The following is an 18,878-nucleotide window of genomic DNA, read 5'->3' as shown; positions in this document are numbered from 1 at the left end:
CTTTAAAATAAAAAACAGTGCTTAATTTTTCGCTTCTGCTGATTGAATACTACTTTGGATCAGCGGCGAAATTGTTAAACCTTGTACGATAATCGAGAAAATCACTACCACGTAGGTGACAATAACAATTAGGTTGTGAAGATCTGAGCCTGCAATCATCACTTGATCGCGTGGGATAGCAGCTGCCATTGCTAGTGCTAAACCACCCCGTAAGCCACCCCAAGTGAGTATTTTCACCGAGTGCTTATCGTATTGGCGATACTTTTTAAAGAATACAAATGGCGCACCTACACTTATAAATCTCGCTAGCAACACCACAGGTACCATCAGTAAACCTAAGCCAATTTCTTCAAGAGTAATCGGCATAGTGACAATTAGCATACCGATAATCAAAAACAGCAAGGCATTTAAAAAGCTATCGGTGGCATGCCAAAAGTCTTTTACGTAGCGAGTATCTTCAGGCCCCGTACGCTCTGTTGCTTTTGAACGAGTAATATTGCCAAGTAAAATACCACTGGTGACCATAGCAAGCGCACCTGAGATTTCCCAAATATTCGCTGCTGCAAAGCCGGCTGTTGGAATGGTCAAGGTTAGTAGCAAACGAATGTTCACATCGCGGCTATTAATAATTAAAAAATGCCCGACTAACGCAATCACGAGACCAAACACGATACCGCCAATTGCATCAACTAAGAACAATTCAGCAACGTCAGTAAAGGTGGCTTCGGTGCCATAAAAGGCCACTGAAAATATCGTTGTGAAAATCACCAAACCAATACCATCATTAAACAAAGACTCACCTTCAACTTGCACAGAAATACCTTCTGGGGCTCGCATTTGTTTAATAATGGCTAAAACTGCAATCGGGTCAGTTGGGCTGATTAAAGCACCAAACAACAAGCAATAAATAAACGGTACTGGCCAGCCTACAAAAGCAAACAAATAATAGCTTAAGTAACCAACGATAACCGTTGAGGTAATGGTTGAAAATAATACTAATGCGGTAATTTCCCACCGTTGCTTACGAAGGGCTGCTAAGTTGATTTCCAGCGCACCTGCGAATAGCAAAAAGCCGAGCATGCCTTTTAATAGCAACTGATTAAAGTTGATACTAGAAACAATTTGGGTCATTTCGAGGGCGGTAGTATCGCCAAGCATTTTAACGGCAAGAATAAGTAGTAAAGAAATAACAACAGAGCCAGTTGTTATAGCAATCGTGGTTTGCATTTTGAGGATGAATTGGTTAGCAAAAGCAATAAAAATAGCTAATGCTGAAAGAAAACAAATGAGGTACCAAGCATTCATTGTTTGACCTTAAATATTTGTATAACAAGACGCAGAAAGCAGTCACTTTCTGGCCGCATATAGTACGCCTCTAAAATAGGTATGTCACAGTGTTTATGCGATTTTTATGACATTTTAGAGTAAAAATTCAAGGCGCTGATTGCATATGTATAATCGCTGTTAATAATGTCTCAAAAGAGACAAAATAAACCTGATAAAAGCGCAATAGTGATAACCTCAGTTAGGTCAATCAGCCTGTTTAAATTGAGCTGATTCTTGGCTGGTATTAATTGCCCTAATTGGATAAGGGATCACAATTCCTTCTTCTGCGTAACGTTGATGTAATGCTTTGATAAACGCAGATTTCACCCAAAAGCGATTAAAATACTCTTTTACTCTTAACATGACTGTAAAGTTGATACTTGATTGATCAAAGGTATGAAAGACCACAAAGGTCTCGTAATCATCAACGCCCCATTCATGGCTTTTTAATATCTGCCTAGCAACATCCAACGTAACCTGCTCAACTTTTTCAAGGTCTGAGCCATAATGAACACCCACTTCAACGGGGACGCTGAGCTCTTTTTCTGGGTAAAAATAGTTAATGATGCGCGATTTAGACAGCTGACTATTGGGGATCACTATCATGTTATTTGGCAACATTTTTACCCAGGTTGAGCGCCAACCAATTTTCTCAACAAAGCCTTGATCGCCACTTTCAAGCTCTATAAAGTCGCCGACCCGAATAGGTTTATCAATCACCAGCTGAACGCCAGAAAAGAAGTTTTCGAGTGTCGGTTGTAAAGCCAAAGCGACGGCAAGAGAGGTAATGCCCAAAGAGGCAATAATCGGAGTGATTGATATACCCAACGTGCCTAATAACACCAATAAGCCAACACACACAATTGCGCAGCGGATTAATCCTTTAATGATGCTATGACTATTGGAAACTACCACTGAGCGGGCACTGTAATAATCAATGGTACCAAATAAAAAATGATCTAAAAATAACACTAAGGCAAAAATACAAATGGCTTTAGCAGTGGCCGCAATAGGTAAGGGGTGCTCAGCCATAAAGCCGGTGGTGTTTAATAACTGACCAAAAATGATCACAAGCACCATCATTGTGCACAAGGTCAATGGTGTAGACAGTGAGTCAACCAGTAATGAGTCGAAAACAAAGTCGGTTCGTTGGGTCCATTTCTTTAAGCAATAGATGATTACAAACTTTAATAAAAACAAAGCTGTGGCGGCTAATACAGTACCACCAATGACGACCAGCCATGGCTCATTTAGCCATTCGTTTTGTATCAGATCAGTAATCATGCTTAGTCCTTAAATCCTAGATACTTGGCATTGCTGCAAGTTATGTACCCAGACTTTTTCTATGGATATCTAATCCTTTTAGCTGTGAATCACAAATAATAAGGTGAGCAAAATAAAAACAAATAAAAGGTACAAATGTTTAATAAATGTTATTATTTTGTATCAATAAATTTACACGGATAGTTTATCTGTTAACAATTAATAAACTTAAAATTTATTATCCTACTGTTAATTAAGGGCTTTTATTTTAGAGCTAATACTTTGTTTGTAAATTTTTTGTTTCATTTTCAATTTCGCTCCATTCAATCTAGGCTGGTCACTAATCGGGAACAGTGCAGTCCGGTTACTAGGAAAATATTAAATACATAACAATCTAACGGAGCGTAAACGTGAATTTATCTAAAATCACATTAGCAACTCTTGCTGCTTTTGCTTTGACTCAAGCAACAAGTGCAGTAGCTGCGAACAAGAAATACCTAAACGAACAAACAGGGATTAACCAAGCTTTGCAAACCAATGCGTCATCAGTATTGAGTGCAAATCCAAATCAGTTAGTTGGTTTAGGTGCAGGGAATGATTTAGTTGTATTAAAAGAAATCAAAACCAGTAACGGCAACACCACGCGCCGTTATCAGCAGATGTATCAAGGTCTACCAGTTATCGGCGATACGGTTAGCCTCACATTTGATGATAATGGTCAATTAAAACGTGCACATGGTGCAGCGGTGTATGATATCGCCGCCGACATCGACTCAGTGTCTCCGGCACTAAACAAGAAAAAAGCAATGGCGAAAGGCCTTGCGAACTCACCTGCTGCAATTAAATCGGTTGGGTTAAAAAAGCATAATGAACAGTCACGTTTAGCAATTTGGCTTGATGAAGACAGCGTTGCACACCTAGTGTATGAAGTATCTTATGTGACTTATGGTGATAACCCATCTCGTCCGTATCAAATTATTGATGCCAACAGCGGTGAAGTTTTATTTAGCTTCGATAACTTACAACATGCTAGTGCAACAGGCCCTGGTGGTAACTTAAAAACCGGTAAATACATCTACGGTACTGACTTTGATAGTCTAGATGTTACCCAATCTGGCAATACTTGTACGATGAATAACGCCAATGTAAGAACCATTAACTTAAATGGTAGTACAAGTGGTTCAACAGCGTATTCGTTTACATGTCCTGAAAATACCTTTAAAGAAATTAACGGTGCGTACTCGCCTTTAAATGATGCGCATTATTTCGGTAATGTAATTTTTAATATGTATAACGATTGGGTAGGCACTGCACCATTAACTTTCCAATTAAAAATGCGCGTTCATTACGGCAGTAATTACGAAAATGCGTTTTGGGATGGTAGTGCTATGACCTTTGGTGATGGTCAAAATACCTTCTATCCACTGGTAAGTCTTGACGTATCAGCACATGAAGTAAGCCACGGTTTTACCGAGCAAAACTCAGGTCTCGTTTATTCTGGTAAATCAGGTGGTTTGAATGAAGCGTTCTCTGATATGGCAGGTGAAGCGGCCGAGTTTTACATGAAAGGCTCAAATGACTGGTTAGTGGGTCAGGAAATCTTTAAAGGTAACGGTGCATTACGTTACATGAATAACCCAACCCAAGATGGCAGCTCAATTGATCATCAAAACAATTACTACTCTGGTATGGATGTACATTACAGCTCAGGTGTATTCAACAAGGCATTTTATAACCTTGCAACCACACCAGGTTGGGATACGCAAAAGGCGTTTGTTGTGATGGCGCGCGCTAACCAACTTTACTGGACTGCCAGCACAAACTGGGATTTAGCAGGTAACGGCGTGATGGATGCGGCGTGTGATTTAAGCTATGACCCAGCCGATGTTCAAGCAGCGCTTGCGGCGGTTGGTGTGACTTCAAGCTTAAGTGCGGGTAGTAGCTGTGGTACAACTGAGCCACCTCCGGGCGGTGATGAAGAGCTAACCAATGGCGTTGCACGCACTGGGATAAGTGGTGCGGCGAAAGAGCAAATGTTCTTTACTCTTGAAGTACCAGCAGACGCAACGAATTTACAATTCAATACAACAGGTGGAAGTGGTGATGCAGACCTTTACGTTATGTATGGCGCAAAACCAACACTGAGCAACTTTGATTGTAAAAGTACTTCATCTACTAGCACAGAAAGCTGCGCTATCAGTAATGTACAAGCGGGTACTTACTACGTAATGGTAGAAGCGTGGAATCAAATTTCTGGTGTATCACTTACAGGTAGCTTTGATTCGGGCAGCGGTGGTGGTGTAACACCAATAAACCGTACTGAGTCTAACTTAAGTGTTGGCACAAATAGCTGGACTCGTTTCACGCAAGAGCTAGATGCGGGTTATTCGTCACTGGATGTGACTATTTCTGGTGGCTCTGGTGATGCTGACTTGTATGTGAACTTTGGTTCTCAATCGACAACATCGAGCTATGATTGCCGCCCATATAAAAACGGCAATAGCGAAACCTGCACATTTACAAACCCACAAGCGGGTACTTGGTATATCGACCTTCGCGGCTATCGCGCTGCAAGTGGTGTAACACTCACCATTTCGGCTAACTAGCCACCCTTTTAGGGAGCTTCGGCTCCCTTTTTTATTTTCATTAAAATGCAAATCATAAAAGGATTGATTATGACAACCCGCCTAATACAGTGCCTAGTGGGCTTTGCCACACTGTCACTGAGCCAACTAAGTTATGCAGCGCAAGACGAAACAATTTGGGTCACTATTGATGCCCTGGCTGCAGAGCACTTTCAACAAGATACAGTAAGTAAACGTAAACAAAGCAGTAATTTTGCGATGCAAAAATCGGCTTTGAATCAAGTTAATTTTATGCGCGTTAACAAGCAGGATATCGCTGGTTTAAGTGAGTTTATGCACGATAACTATCATCGCTGCGGTGGTTTTGTAGCCCATGACTCATTAGCAGATGCCGAGCTCTATACTCAGCAATTAAATGCTGTATCTCAGACAGCTATGAATGCGAGCCTAGTAAACTACAGTATTGATAATGCCGCGACAGTTAACGCGCTAATATCATCGATTGATAGTAGTGAGCTGAGCGATACAGTTAATAGCATGATGAACTTTCATAACCGATATTATTCAGTGCAAAGTGGTATTGATGCAGCTGATTGGTTAAAGAGCCATTGGCAGCAAATAGCCAGTAGCCGCAGTGATATAAGCGTTGAGTATTTTAACCATAGTTTTTCGCAATCATCAGTTATTGTGACCATTCCTGGTGCAGAAAAAGCAGATGAAATCGTCGTTATTGGTGGTCATTTAGACTCAATCAATCAGTCTAATCCAAGTAATGGTCGTGCTCCTGGTGCAGATGATAATGCCTCTGGTATTGCAGTGCTCACACAAACCCTCAAAGCAATTGTGGAAAATAACTACCAACCTCAGCGAACCATTCAAATTATGGGGTTTGCCGCTGAAGAAGTGGGTCTTAGGGGCTCAAAAGATATTGCTCAGAGTTATAAAACTCAGGGTAAGAATGTTGTAGGTATGGTGCAGTTTGATATGACTGGCAATAACGGCAGCAGCACAGATATTGTGATGATGACCGATTACACAAACTCTTCGCAAAATCAGTATTTATCGCAGTTGCTCGATGCTTACCAGCCCACAGTGAGCTATGGCTTTGATCAATGTGGTTATGGCTGCTCAGATCATGCCTCTTGGTATCAACAAGGGTTTGCCGCCTCAATGCCATTTGAATCAACAATGAGTGATATTAACCCATTGATCCACACATCAAATGATGCCCAATTTGATGCGGCTCACGCGAGTAAATTTGCAAAATTGGCAGTGAGCTATGTTGCTGAAATGGCAAAGAACGCTGGTGATGTGGTAACTGAGCCGACTAATCAGCTTGAAAATGGCGTAGCTAAAACAGGTTTGTCGGGCGCAGCAAAAGAGCAGCTATTCTTTACGCTTGAGGTACCTGCAATGAGCAGTAACCTTGAGTTTGTAACCGAGGGCGGTTCGGGCGATGCCGATTTATACGTTAAATTTGGCAGTAAGCCGACCTTACAGGATTTTGATTGTAAAAGCACAACCTCTACAAGTAATGAAAGCTGTGTGATGTCGTCAGTTCAAACTGGCACGTATCATGTCATGGTTGAAGCGTGGAATGAGATTTCGAATGTGTCACTCACGGGAAGTTATAGCACCTCAGGTGGCGGCGAAAACGTTGACCGAACTGAGACAAACGTGAGTGTGGCTACCGGAAGTTGGCAGCGCTTTACTCAACAAATACCCGCAGGCCTCAGTAATTTAACAGTGACTATTTCTGGCGGTAGTGGCGATGCAGATTTGTATGTTAACTATGGCTCAGCGTCAACAAGTTCAAATTATCTTTGTCGGCCGTACAAAAATGGTAATGAAGAAAGTTGTCAATTTGATAACCCACAAGCTGGTACTTGGTACATAGATTTACAAGGTTATCGAGCTGTATCGGGCGTTACATTAACGATTCAAGGACAATGATTTAAACCCAATCATACTTTTAACCATGAGGAAGCAACGCTTCCTCATTTAGTCTTGCCCTTGGCAAGTCAGTTACGTAAAATCTGCCCATCACTTTTAATCTATTGGCGAAGTTTATCAAACAACTTTTCAGTGCCACTGGCCCCCTTGCACTTTCTCTTGATGGATATACTCCTCGGCAGCCACAAATTGACATGGCTGTTGCAGTTGACGATGCCTTAAAAAAACGTCACCAATTAGTGGTTGAGGCGGGCACAGGCACGGGTAAAACCTATGCTTACTTAGCGCCTGCGTTAAAATCAAAAGGCAAAACCATCATCTCAACGGGTTCAAAAGCACTACAAGAGCAGTTGTTTCACCGTGATTTACCCAACTTAGTCAAAGCACTGAGCGCCACTAAAAAAGTCGCCCTTTTGAAAGGACGCGCGAATTATTTGTGTACGTATCGTTTAAGTCAGCATGTTGCGCATGTTCCAACAGATGATCCTGATGTAATGCATCAACTCGCGATGGTGGCAAAGTTTGCCAGTGAAACCCGTTCAGGCGATTTAGCAGATTGTATTGGCATAGAAGAAGACGCCAAAGTACTGCCTTATGTTAGCTCAACCGCTGATAACTGTTTGGGTAAAGAGTGCCCCGATTTTCAAGATTGCTATATTCGTAAAGCCCGCTTAAATGCCATGGAAGCTGACGTGGTGGTGATCAACCATCATTTATTCTTTGCTGATATGGCTGTAAAAGACACAGGCTTTGCTGAATTAATGCCAACGGCAGACGCCTATATTTTTGATGAGGCTCATCAACTCAGTGAAATTGCCAGTGACTATTTTGGTGAAAGTGTTAGCACCAAAAAGCTGGTGGATTTAATTAATGACTTACGAGCAATTTACCGTGCCGATATCCCCGATATGCTGCAATTAGGTAAAACTCTCAACAAGTTAGAAACTAGCGTGGCAGATTTACGCTTGCAGTTTGGGGTTGATGGTAGCCGTGGTGATTGGCGTGAAAAGCTGGCTGATAAAGATATTTGTGCAGCACTGCACCGGGTCATTAGCGACCTCGACTTTTTATACCAAGTATTAAAGTTATGCTTAGACCGTAGCGAAAAAATAGAGCATCCGTTTGAGCGTACGCTGGCCTTTAAAGGTCAGTTAGAGCGGGTATTTGATACCGCACAAACGGGCTATAGTTATTGGTATGAAACCACTCGCCGATACCTAACGGTAAACATTACACCGCTTAATGTATCGGCTAAATTCGCACAAATGATGAAAGACACAGGAGCAGGCTTTGTGTTTACATCGGCGACTCTATCGGTCGATAACGAATTAGAACACTTTAACGCTAGCCTTGGTTTAAAACCAACGCAAAGCATGATTGTTGAAAGTCCGTTTGATTACCAACAACAAGCGCTACTTTGCTTACCGCGCTACTTACCTGAGTCTCATGCGAATAATATGCCTCATGCTATTATCAAGCTGACCCTTGAGTTGATTAAATCAGCAAAAGGTCGCTGCTTTGTGCTGTTTACTAGCTATCGTATGATGCATTTAGTGGCGGAAGGTTTAACCACACAAATGGATTATCCGGTTTATATGCAAGGGCAAATGTCTAAACGCATTATCCTTGAGAAGTTTACCCGTCACGGTAATGCCGTTTTACTCGGTACAGCCTCATTTTGGGAAGGCGTAGATGTTAGAGGCAGCACATTAAGTTGTGTTATCATTGATAAATTGCCGTTTGCCGCACCAGATGACCCATTATTGCAAGCAAAAATGCAAGATTGCCAGTTACAAGGCAAAGACCCATTTGCGCATATTCAATTACCCCAAGCGGTCATTGCATTAAAGCAGGGGGTAGGGCGACTTATTCGCGATAGTAAAGATAAAGGTGTGTTGGTTATTTGCGATAACCGCCTAGTAACACGCCATTACGGCCAAGTATTTTTAAAAAGTTTGCCACCCATGCGCCGCACGCGCGACTTAGCAATGGCAAACGCGTTTTTAGAACAGATCAATTAGAGTAACTTAGATGATTAAACACAATATTCTTGCCTTAGATGCATCAACTGAAGCTTTATCGCTGGTGCTACATTATCAAGGGCAAACATTTCATCATTTTGAAGAGTGCCCTCAGCAGCACAGCCAAAAGATTTTGCCTTTAATTGATGAGTTACTCGCAAAGGCGCAATGTAAACTAACCGATTTAGATGTAATTGGTTTTGGCCAAGGACCGGGTAGCTTTACGGGCGTGCGTATCAGTGTTGCGATTGCACAAGGTTTAGCTTATGCCGCACGCTTACCTTTGGTTGGCGTATCAACATTGCAGATGATGGCGCAACAAGCGTTTGAACAAGATCAAGCCAGCGATGTGTTTTCTGCCATTGATGCACGTATGGGTGAGATTTATTACGCTCATTATAAAGCTGATGATAATGGCTTAATGACGCTTGTTGATGAAGAGCAAGTCATTAAACCTGAGTTGCTAACGTTACCTGAAACAACGGCGGCAGCGGTGGGGACGGGTTGGCAGACCTATCCTGCACTTGTTACAGATCTGGCAAATGTAAGTTTAAATGAAAACATTTTACTGCCTGATGCGAAGTACATGCTGGCCTCGGTTGCCACTGCATTCGCTAACGGTGAAACGGTGACTGCAGCTAATGCGCAGCCTAAATATGTTCGTGATACAGTGACTTGGAAAAAGCTACCAGGCCGAGAATAACAGAAAGAATAACGGGACTTGCGTGCCCGTCAGTTATGGCACATAATTTAGTCATGTTTGATGTGGAATTACGAGTTTGACTTTACCTATTGGCTCAGGCTTTTATACCGGTGACATTCCCGGTCAATATAGCCGTAAAAATACCGTTACTGATAAGCCTAAAGCGATATCAGACCAAACGGCTGAGCAAAAATCGTCAACAGAGTATGTTAAATCAAGCCCTCAAGCTGTTGCTATTGCTGATGAATTTAAAGCTGAGTCGCAAAGCTATCAGCAAACAATTTATGATAAACCAAGCAACCCAAAAACCAGTCGCGCTATTTCAACCTATACGGAATTTGCTAACTTAGAGCGCCGCGCCGAAGTGCAAAGCCTTATTGGCGTTGATGTATATGCTTAGCTAATTGGTAAAACTGAATTCACAAAAAAAAGCCTAAACAAAATGTTTAGGCTTTTTTTATGCTTGGACTGTATTCAATATAAATTACTGTTTAATAAAATCAATCAGCTTGTCGGCAATCGCAGTATTGTTTTGCGAACCGTAGAAATCTTCAGCACGTTTACCATAGGCAAATACTTGTACATCAATAGCGGTGTGGCCGCCAGTAGTCCAACCTGTGAAGCTGGCATGATTGATGATATCTTTTACTGCAAGTAGCAACGCTTTCTCGCCCATTTTCTTAGCTTGGCTAAGCTTAATGCTGTTTGCATCAGTAAACTCGATATCAGAATACTTTTGCCATACTGCTTTTAAGTCATCGCTTTCAAGTAGATCTTTTGTGATAGTGCCAGCTGTTGCTTTAACACCTTTAACAATGTCAGTTTCCCACTTATATTGACCATGAGCACCGAGTGTTAAGCCTCCTGTTGAGTGATCGGCAGTGATAACAAGCAGGGTATCAGGGTTTTTATCTACATACGCTTTTGCTTGTTCAATCGATTTAGCAAAGTCATCCATTTCGCCCATTGCACATGCAATGTCGTTTGCATGACCACACCAGTCAATTTGGCTACCTTCGATCATCACAAAGAAACCTTTGTCATTTTGACCATTAAGTAAATCAAGTGCTTTAGTTGTCATTTGCGTAAGGCGCGTTGGATTTTCGTCAAGCGCAAACGGTAAACCAACTTCAGCAAATAAACCAAGAGCAGGAACTTGCTTTAAGTCATTCATTGCTGCAAAGTCATCGCTGTATTGATAGCCAGCCGCTTTAAACTCTTCTACAAGGTTACGGTCTTCACGAACGTAATATTTCGTGCCGCCACCTAGCATTAAATCAACCGGTAATTTACCTGCGATTTTGTTATCGATATAGTCGTTAGCAATCTCGTCGTAGTTACGGCGTGATTCGTTGTGTGAAGCAAAGCTTGCTGGTGTAGCGTGATTGATTTGCGAAGTAGCTACGAGTGCTGTTGTCATGCCACGCTCTTTAGCAACCTCAAGCATGGTTTTTACTGGTTTTTTATCAGTATCAACGGCAATTGCGCCATTATAACTTTTATGACCACTGCTCAGAGCTGTTGCACCTGCTGCGCTGTCTGTTACATAGGTATGATCGTCAGGGTAGGTATGTGCCATACCACGCAAAATAGTATCGAAAACAGTTGGGTCAACAACTTTAGTATTTGGATCATCTTTAAAGTAACGATATGCAGTTGTGTATGCCGGGCCCATACCATCACCAATCATATAAATGATGTTTTTTGGTGCTGATTCAGCCATTACTGAGCCTGCTGAGCATAATAATGCTAAAAGACTTAATTTTAATTTCATTGATGTAACCTTATTATTGTGCCCTTATTTATACTGCGAGGATTATTGTATACTAGCCAGACGATAAATAAACGCCTTTAAGTTGAAACGCTTAATAAATAGGAGTAATTGTGCAACCTTTTTCTTTTCAAACTGGCACTCAGGCAATGCATGGCCTAACCTTTGGTGATGGCGAAGAGGTTGTGATTGCCTTACATGGTTGGCTTGATAACGCACATAGTTACATACCTATGTTACAAAATGCGCAGCTAAATCAGCGTTGGTATTGCCTTGATTTTCCTGGCCATGGTTTATCTGATTGGCGAAGTAGTGACGCCCATTATTACTTTATTGACTACATTGATGACGTCTATAAGTTTATTGAGTCGCTTGATGTAACGAAAGTGCATTTAGTTGGCCATTCTATGGGCGCTATGGTCGCTGGCGTTTTTGCGAGCTGCTTCCCTGAAAAGGTGGCATCGGTAAACTTTATTGAGGGAATTGGCTGCGTTACAACCAACAGCAATGAAATGAGCGGCCAACTTCGTAAAGCGATATTAAATAGAGCGCGGGTAAACAGCAAAGGCCCTCGTGCATTTGACTCAATAGCGCACATTATTAGTGCAAGGCTTGCAAGTGGCGACCTTGAATACCCACAAGCAGAGCTTTTAATGACACGGAATAGTTACGAAAAAGCAGGTAAGTGGTATTTAACAACCGATCCTAAGCTTAAAAATCACTCAGGATTTCGCTTTGATGAGGCACAATGTATTGCAACCATCAAACAAATTAACGCACCATGTCAGCTTATCTTAGGGGATAAGGGTTACCCTTTCGTTAGGGATAACCTAGAGGCATATGGTAAATATTACAAGGAGTTAAAAATTCATGAGATACCTGGAGGTCACCATTGCCATATGCAAAGTCCTGCATTAACCTTAGAGCACATTCATGCATTTATTGGGCAGTATAAAGCAAGTTAATTGTATAATTGCACCAAATGTGGGATTATCTGCACCATTAGAGTATTTACTCCATTGAGAAACGGCCTTAGTTAGATTAAGGTTATTAAAAAATATAATTATAAACAGGAGCTAAGAGTGGAAAAAATCTGGCTTAAACGCTACCCAGAAGGTATGCCTGAAACAATCGACCCTGAGCATTATCACTCGCTACTCGACTTGTTTGAAAAAAGTTTTGCTGACTATAGTGACCTTCCAGCCTTTACCAACATGGGTAAAGTGTTGACCTATAGTGAGTTAGACAGTGCTACAAAACGTGTTGCGTCGTACATTCAAAATGATCTTGGTCTGAAAAAAGGCGATAAAGTAGCGGTGATGATGCCGAATCTACTGCAAACGCCTGTAACTATTTTAGGTATTCTTCGTGCAGGCTGTGTAGTGGTAAACGTAAATCCACTTTACACCGTGCGTGAACTAGAGCATCAGTTAAATGACTCAGAGTCATCAGCAATTTTCATTCTTGCTAACTTTGCCGATACCCTAGAAAAAGCATTACCAAAAACCAACGTTAAGCACATTGTGGTTACCCAAGTGGGTGATATGGTGGGCGGCCTTAAAAAGCACATCGTTAACTTTGTGGTTAAGCACGTTAAGAAAATGGTGCCTAGCTACTCATTGCCAAATGTAATCAAATTTGCCGATACACTTGCTGGTAACGAAGCAAGCTATAAAAAGCCAGATGTTGATTTAAACGACTTAGCATTCTTGCAATACACAGGCGGTACAACGGGTGTATCTAAAGGTGCAATGCTATCGCATGGCAACATGGTTGGTAACCTTGAACAAGTTTCAGGTTGTCTAGATAACGTTTTAGATCGCGGAAAAGAAGTGGTTATTACAGCACTGCCGCTTTATCACATCTTTGCTTTGACTGCGAACTGCCTAACATTTATGAAATACGGTGGTTTAAACGTACTTATTACAAACCCTCGTGATATGCCTGGCTTTGTAAAAGAGTTAGCACAACACAAATTTACTGCGGTAACAGGTGTAAATACGCTATTTAACGGTTTACTAAATACCCCAGGTTTTGCTGAACTTGATTTCTCAAGCCTAAAAATGTCACTTGGCGGTGGCATGGCGGTACAGCGTCCAGTTGCTGAAAAATGGCAAGCTGTAACAAAAACCAAATTAATGGAAGGTTATGGCCTAACTGAGTGTGCACCACTTGTAACTGTTAGCCCTTACGACCTTGAAGGTTATAACGGTTCAATTGGTTTACCTGCTCCTAGCACTGATATTAAGCTTATTCTTGAAAATGGTGAAGAAGCAGCGAAAGGTGAGCCAGGCGAGCTTTGGGTTAAAGGCCCACAAGTTATGCAAGGTTACTATAACCGCCCTGATGCAACAGCCGAGTGCTTAAAAGACGGTTGGTTTGCAACAGGTGATATTGCAACTTACGATGATGAAGGTTTCTTCTATATTGTTGATCGTAAGAAAGACATGATTATTGTATCTGGCTTCAACGTGTTCCCAAATGAGATCGAAGAAGTTGTTGCTATGCACGATGGCGTGCTTGAAGTAGCGGCAATCGGTATCCCTCATGAGGTCAGTGGCGAACAAGTTAAAGTTTTTGTCGTGAAAAAAGATCAATCTTTAACTGAAAAAGATATAATAAAGCACTGTCGTGATAATTTAACGAACTATAAGGTGCCTAAACTCGTTGAGTTTAGAGATGAACTACCAAAAACAAACGTTGGTAAGATTCTAAGAAGAGCCTTAAAGGACGAAGAAAAATAATTAAAGCCGGCATTAGCCGGCTTTTTTATGGTAAAGAAAGGGGTATAAGTGCAATATCAACTGATCGAAACTCAAAATCAATTAAATGATTTTGTAGAAAAAATAACAGGAAAACCGGTACTGGCAATTGATACCGAGTTTATGCGTCGTCGTACGCTTTACCCTGAAGTTGCACTTATTCAAGTATATGATGGTGAGCATTTAGCGTTAATCGACCCACTGGCTGAGTTGTCGCTTTTTGATTTTTGGCAAGTACTTAAAAACCCAGAGGTGTTAAAAGTATTGCATTCACCGTCAGAAGATATTGAAGTGTTTCAAAAATACGCTGGCTTTGTACCAACACCGCTGTTTGATACCCAATTTGCTCTACAAATACTAGGTCATGGAAACTGCATGGGCTTTGCCCACATGGTTAAAGAGTTACTTGATATCGAAATAGATAAAAGTGAATCGCGCACTAACTGGTTACAGCGACCGCTAACAGAAAAACAACTAGATTATGCCGCTGCCGATACGTATCACTTACTGCCTTGTTTTGAAATTATTAAAAAACAAATTGATGAAGCTGGCTTTTTTGACATCGTGATCAGCGAAAGCGAGTTAGTCGCGCAAAAACGTGCTTACCAACCACCAGCAGATCAGCTTTATAAAGATATTAAAAATGCTTGGCAATTACGACCGCACGACTTAGCAGTATTACGCGAACTTGCCGCATGGCGCCGTGAAAAGGCAGAGCGCAAAAACCTCGCGCTTAACTTCGTGGTAAAAGAGCATAACATGGTTGAAATTGCTAAGCGTAAGCCTGCAAGTCTAAATGCGTTACGCAGAGTACCGGGTGTTGAGCCAATGGAAGTGAACCGTTCGGGTGTTGAAATTTTAAAATGTATTGAGCGTGGTAAAGCCGTTCCTGATAGCGAACAACCTGCACAATTAAAACGTTTAATTGATTTTCCGGCATACAAAAAAGCGGCTAAAGATATTAAACAAAAAATTACCAAAGCTGCAAAAGAGCAGGGTATTCCTGAAGATGTATTGGCCTCTAAAAAACAGATTAACCAACTGATCAGCTGGAATTGGAAGCTCGATGCCGATGAGCGTAAAGCTGCATCAAAGCCAGATCTGTTTAACTCATGGCGCTATGAGTATGTGAAAGACGTACTTAAAGAGTGGCAAAACTAAGTAACTAACTTTTTAAAGGGCTTTTGTATGCTTTGTATTCGTACTAAAAGCCCTGAAACTTACTGCGTTTACGCGTAACCTCTAGCCAATGCAGTAAGTTATTATCATATCTTTTAAGTCGTTGTTTTTGTTTCGACGTTAAATAATAAAATGGCGCGAATATAAAGTAGCCATGACCAATGATTACCACACAATTAAAACCATATTTAGAGTATTGTTTAATTAGTTTAGTTTTGTTTGGTTCAATATGAACATTTCCAAACGCTGAGCTATAAAAAATACCGTGTCGACATATAGTCAGCTCATTTTTACTGCTCAATACCAATAAAATAATTATTAACGATGTAAGCATAAAAGCCAGCAAAAGCAGGTCATAAAGTGGATGCTTTTGGGATGTCGCTTTTAGAATAGACAATGTTAAGACGGCTAAAGTCACGAGGATCGCAAGTGTGCTTTTCTCTGAACTCTTCCTTAAATTCAATACTTTCATTCTCAGTCCCTGAGAGGCTTTTTTAATATAGTACTTCGCTACTTAGATAAAACAATCTGCCGAACAAATGAAAGTAAACGCTATTTTTAATGTTTTATTATTAATTTTTAATGCTGTGCTTTATTTAGCTTGTTGAAATTAAATAAGATGTTAAACGATGAAAGATATAAGAATAAATGTAAAATAGGTTGGTAGAATAAGTCACGTTATATATCTTCATTAAGGATTATGAGCCATTGAAAACTGCCAAGCTGTTCTTTGCACATATTTTTATTAAAATGATCGACGCGAGCATATTAATGTATTTAATTTTACATAAAAGATTTTAAAAAACTTGTGATAGCAATGCCTTAAGTAATTTGTTAAAACTATATCAAAGAGGTAAGCCACATAACAAACCGCTGTAGATCTGGGAGGAACATGCTGGGATTAAAGAATGTGAATCGTCCCCGCTTGTTAATATAGCCATCCTTTTTGTCCCTATGCTAGATGGGTGGTACATTTAAGGATATTCCCGCAATTAATTTTGACGTTGGTATTTTAAAATATAAACAGATGCATTGAACGGAAATTTAGGAGTGCTTTTGTGAAAGGGACTGCATTCATTCTTCTCATCGTAGCAGTTTTCGGTATTCTAAAACTCATTGCTCCGAAGATTGTGGAGTTTTTGCCTGAGTGGGTAAATGGACTTATATTTCTCATTGTATTTTTGGTTTTGTGTTTTCAATTTGGGCGATTTATCTTTAAACACCGAAGAAAGGACGATTAGCTGTTCGTTTTAAAGCGTATAACAAACAATTTAAGCCGTCGTTCGGTCGTTTTTACTGAATGTTTTTGACATCAATAGAATTAAGATATGGAAAACTATACACTAGCAGGCTTGGGGTTGCTAATAGTGTTCAATATTTTGATTAGTTTAGAAATTTATAAAAGAAATGATTTTGAAACTTTTCAAAAAGTAGCACAAATAGTTCTGGTTTGGTTACTCCCCGTCATAGGTGGAGCTGGAATCTTGATATTCTATAAAAGCATAGATAAACCAATTAGGAAACCAGAAAGCTTTGCAAAACGTACTGAAGGTAGTAGCTCTTGGCAAGATGAACCTTAATATAGAGCTATGAGTGAACGACTTTTTAAATCCAAGCCATGAGCTCACGTGTTTAAAGCGAGCTCATTCCTATAATAACCTTACAAACCAAGTAAAATTTTATCTAAATTTTGTTTCGATTTAGCAACGCTTTGTAGTGGGGTTAATCCAGTTGGGTATTCTTCTTGCTCAAGCACTAACCACTTGGTGTTGCCGTGCGACTCTAAAGTATCGATGATGGCAGGCCAATCAATATTGTTTTCGCCGATAATCGGGCTCATGTTGCTACCCTCAATCGTACGAACTTTAATGTGCGTAGCAAGCGTGCGGTTAGGGTACTTTTTAATAAAGTAGATTGGATCTTTAGCTGCGTAATTAACCCAGCCAATATCTAACTGCAATGGCATGGTATTGGGTGTGTTACTGGCAATATAATCCCAAAATGTAGCGTTATTAAATGCATTAAACTCTTTATTATGATTGTGAAAACCGATCTTCATATTAAAGCGAGTTGCATAATCACTAACTTTAGTGAGCTCTTTAACCAGTGACTTAACCCCTTCAGGATGCCATGCTCGCTCATCCCAAGGTACATAGAGTGTGGTAACACCAAGGGTTTTGTAAAACAGCAGTGTGCTATCAATAGTGCTTTCGGTGAGAGCATCAAAGCCGATGTGGGCACTACTGGCAACTAAACCTAATTCAGAGAGCTTTGCTTTTAAGGCCGCTGGGTTATTTGAGTATGGGCCAAAATCTCCGGCAAACTCAACGCCGTAAAATCCCATTTCGGCAAGTGATTTAAGCGTACCATTAAAGTCATTTTTTAAGGTGTCTTTGACTGACCACAATTGCACACTCACTGGCAGTTTTGCGAATAATTGACCACTAAATACAAGGCTAATAATGAGCAATAAAATGCGGGTTTTAAACATACTTAAATCCTAAAAAAAGCAGGGGAGTGACCCCCTGCACTGTGTTACAAATAACACAAGGGGGAAAGTTAATCGGTATAGGCGTACTCGCTTAAACCAAGCTCAGCTAAAACTTGATCTAAATGGGCTTTTGCTTCATCAGAAGGGCCAGGGTAATCACCTGCAATAGGCACATTACCGAGGTAACCAATGTCTTTACAGCCTTCAGGTGTACAGAAAAAGGCAGCAAGCACTAACTCTTTAAAGCGTAAAAAGGCTTTACCAATACGCTGAAATTGCGCAGGTGTTTGCTCGTTTAAAAACGCAATATCGTCTAAAATAGCGCGATGTTGCTTTTCATTAAGTGCAACAAATTGCTTTTTAAAGCGAAGCTGCGCTTCATCGTTAAGCCACGCTAATGAATTTAAAATTTTAATTCTATCGCGTTGTTGGCCTTCATAAGGCGCGCTCACCCATTCATTAATAACTGCCGGTACTTCTAGCTCACTGGCTGAAGGAATAGCGCCCTCGCGTGGCACAATGTAATCAGCTAATAGCGCTACTAACGTAAGCTCGTCTGCGGTTAAGGTTAGTGGCCAAGGTGATTCTGGTGGCATCACCAAATTAGGGTCTTGACCATAGCCTTTAGCGGTCACAGGCTTAATATCTAAATCAGGCCAATGCTCTTTTGCAGAGACTGCACCGTCATCTTCAAGTGCTTTTGTGCAACCTGCAGTTAAACCAACCGCTGAGCCTGCTGCTAATAAGCCAAGCCATTTTAAAGACTCTCGGCGGCTCATGTTAGAAACATAGTTATATGAGTCGTGTTCGTTACGATGATGCAT

15 protein-coding genes are annotated in these 18,878 nt (G+C 40.8%); 9 read left to right on the top strand and 6 right to left on the bottom strand.

Features of this window, described 5'->3' with window-relative positions:
* Nucleotides 1-21: 21 nt before the first annotated feature.
* Both VRK28_RS02940 and VRK28_RS02935 read right to left on the bottom strand, forming a co-directional pair.
* Nucleotides 22-1,305 (bottom strand): cation:proton antiporter, encoded by a 1,284-nt coding sequence (locus tag VRK28_RS02940; RefSeq protein ID WP_062565648.1) that lies wholly within the window; start codon nucleotides 1,303-1,305, stop codon nucleotides 22-24.
* Between the two features lie 225 nt (nucleotides 1,306-1,530).
* Nucleotides 1,531-2,610, bottom strand: coding sequence for a mechanosensitive ion channel family protein (locus VRK28_RS02935; RefSeq protein ID WP_082710909.1), 1,080 nt, complete (start codon nucleotides 2,608-2,610; stop codon nucleotides 1,531-1,533).
* Nucleotides 2,611-2,999: 389 nt separating this feature from the next.
* On the opposite strand from VRK28_RS02935, the gene VRK28_RS02930 reads away from it, so the two are divergent.
* The 5 genes from VRK28_RS02930 to VRK28_RS02910 all read left to right on the top strand — a co-directional run bounded on the left by VRK28_RS02930 (nucleotide 3,000) and on the right by VRK28_RS02910 (nucleotide 10,251).
* Nucleotides 3,000-5,195, top strand: a complete 2,196-nt coding sequence (locus tag VRK28_RS02930) for a M4 family metallopeptidase (protein ID WP_062565647.1) — start codon at nucleotides 3,000-3,002, stop codon at nucleotides 5,193-5,195.
* Nucleotides 5,196-5,264: 69 nt separating this feature from the next.
* Nucleotides 5,265-7,127 (top strand): M28 family metallopeptidase, encoded by a 1,863-nt coding sequence (locus VRK28_RS02925; RefSeq protein WP_062565646.1) that lies wholly within the window; start codon nucleotides 5,265-5,267, stop codon nucleotides 7,125-7,127.
* A gap of 104 nt (nucleotides 7,128-7,231) precedes the next feature.
* On the top strand, nucleotides 7,232-9,148 hold the full coding sequence (locus VRK28_RS02920; RefSeq protein ID WP_054563876.1) for an ATP-dependent DNA helicase: 1,917 nt from the start codon (nucleotides 7,232-7,234) through the stop codon (nucleotides 9,146-9,148).
* Between the two features lie 10 nt (nucleotides 9,149-9,158).
* On the top strand, nucleotides 9,159-9,851 hold the full coding sequence (gene tsaB, locus VRK28_RS02915; RefSeq protein ID WP_062565645.1) for a tRNA (adenosine(37)-N6)-threonylcarbamoyltransferase complex dimerization subunit type 1 TsaB: 693 nt from the start codon (nucleotides 9,159-9,161) through the stop codon (nucleotides 9,849-9,851).
* Between the two features lie 76 nt (nucleotides 9,852-9,927).
* Nucleotides 9,928-10,251, top strand: coding sequence for a hypothetical protein (locus VRK28_RS02910; RefSeq protein WP_062565644.1), 324 nt, complete (start codon nucleotides 9,928-9,930; stop codon nucleotides 10,249-10,251).
* An 84-nt stretch (nucleotides 10,252-10,335) separates the two neighbouring features.
* On the opposite strand, the gene VRK28_RS02905 is transcribed toward VRK28_RS02910, so the two are convergent.
* Nucleotides 10,336-11,625: an alkaline phosphatase gene (locus tag VRK28_RS02905; protein ID WP_062565643.1), complete on the bottom strand. Its 1,290-nt coding sequence runs from the start codon at nucleotides 11,623-11,625 to the stop codon at nucleotides 10,336-10,338.
* A gap of 110 nt (nucleotides 11,626-11,735) precedes the next feature.
* Here VRK28_RS02905 and VRK28_RS02900 point away from each other — a divergent pair, with 110 nt between their 5' ends.
* The 3 genes from VRK28_RS02900 to rnd all read left to right on the top strand — a co-directional run bounded on the left by VRK28_RS02900 (nucleotide 11,736) and on the right by rnd (nucleotide 15,545).
* Entirely contained in the window at nucleotides 11,736-12,587 is an 852-nt protein-coding gene (locus VRK28_RS02900) for an alpha/beta fold hydrolase (protein WP_253048739.1), read from the top strand.
* 117 nt (nucleotides 12,588-12,704) lie between these two features.
* Nucleotides 12,705-14,366, top strand: a complete 1,662-nt coding sequence (gene fadD, locus VRK28_RS02895) for a long-chain-fatty-acid--CoA ligase FadD (RefSeq protein WP_332393228.1) — start codon at nucleotides 12,705-12,707, stop codon at nucleotides 14,364-14,366.
* Nucleotides 14,367-14,414: 48 nt separating this feature from the next.
* Entirely contained in the window at nucleotides 14,415-15,545 is a 1,131-nt protein-coding gene (rnd, locus tag VRK28_RS02890) for a ribonuclease D (protein WP_062565640.1), read from the top strand.
* 43 nt (nucleotides 15,546-15,588) lie between these two features.
* Here rnd and VRK28_RS02885 read toward each other — a convergent pair whose 3' ends face one another.
* Nucleotides 15,589-16,035, bottom strand: coding sequence for a hypothetical protein (locus VRK28_RS02885; protein WP_062565639.1), 447 nt, complete (start codon nucleotides 16,033-16,035; stop codon nucleotides 15,589-15,591).
* Nucleotides 16,036-16,891: 856 nt separating this feature from the next.
* On the opposite strand from VRK28_RS02885, the gene VRK28_RS02880 reads away from it, so the two are divergent.
* Entirely contained in the window at nucleotides 16,892-17,143 is a 252-nt protein-coding gene (locus tag VRK28_RS02880) for a hypothetical protein (RefSeq protein ID WP_062565637.1), read from the top strand.
* Nucleotides 17,144-17,223: 80 nt separating this feature from the next.
* Here VRK28_RS02880 and VRK28_RS02875 read toward each other — a convergent pair whose 3' ends face one another.
* Nucleotides 17,224-18,054 carry a sugar phosphate isomerase/epimerase family protein gene (locus VRK28_RS02875; protein WP_253048737.1) on the bottom strand — a complete coding sequence of 277 codons (831 nt, stop codon included), beginning with the start codon at nucleotides 18,052-18,054 and terminating at the stop codon, nucleotides 17,224-17,226.
* Between the two features lie 68 nt (nucleotides 18,055-18,122).
* Complete coding sequence (locus VRK28_RS02870; RefSeq protein WP_130167604.1) at nucleotides 18,123-18,878, bottom strand: gluconate 2-dehydrogenase subunit 3 family protein; 756 nt, start codon at nucleotides 18,876-18,878, stop codon at nucleotides 18,123-18,125.

The organism is Pseudoalteromonas sp. P80D2 (assembly GCF_036680945.1).
In the GTDB taxonomy this organism is placed as follows: Bacteria; Pseudomonadota; Gammaproteobacteria; order Enterobacterales; family Alteromonadaceae; genus Pseudoalteromonas; species Pseudoalteromonas shioyasakiensis.
The sequence above is the reverse complement of the archived record's forward strand: the minus strand, read 5'-3'. Positions and strand labels throughout refer to the sequence as shown.

Coding starts and splice junctions, on each gene's coding strand:
- VRK28_RS02905 (WP_062565643.1), bottom strand. CDS start 11,625: ATGAAATTAAAATTAAGTCTTTTAGCATTATTATGCTCAGCAGGCTCA.
- VRK28_RS02935 (WP_082710909.1), bottom strand. CDS start 2,610: ATGATTACTGATCTGATACAAAACGAATGGCTAAATGAGCCATGGCTG.
- VRK28_RS02880 (WP_062565637.1), top strand. CDS start 16,892: ATGGAAAACTATACACTAGCAGGCTTGGGGTTGCTAATAGTGTTCAAT.
- VRK28_RS02875 (WP_253048737.1), bottom strand. CDS start 18,054: ATGTTTAAAACCCGCATTTTATTGCTCATTATTAGCCTTGTATTTAGT.
- VRK28_RS02940 (WP_062565648.1), bottom strand. CDS start 1,305: ATGAATGCTTGGTACCTCATTTGTTTTCTTTCAGCATTAGCTATTTTT.
- tsaB (WP_062565645.1), top strand. CDS start 9,159: ATGATTAAACACAATATTCTTGCCTTAGATGCATCAACTGAAGCTTTA.
- VRK28_RS02885 (WP_062565639.1), bottom strand. CDS start 16,035: ATGAAAGTATTGAATTTAAGGAAGAGTTCAGAGAAAAGCACACTTGCG.
- VRK28_RS02925 (WP_062565646.1), top strand. CDS start 5,265: ATGACAACCCGCCTAATACAGTGCCTAGTGGGCTTTGCCACACTGTCA.
- VRK28_RS02870 (WP_130167604.1), bottom strand. CDS start 18,878: ATGCATCATCGTAACGAACACGACTCATATAACTATGTTTCTAACATG.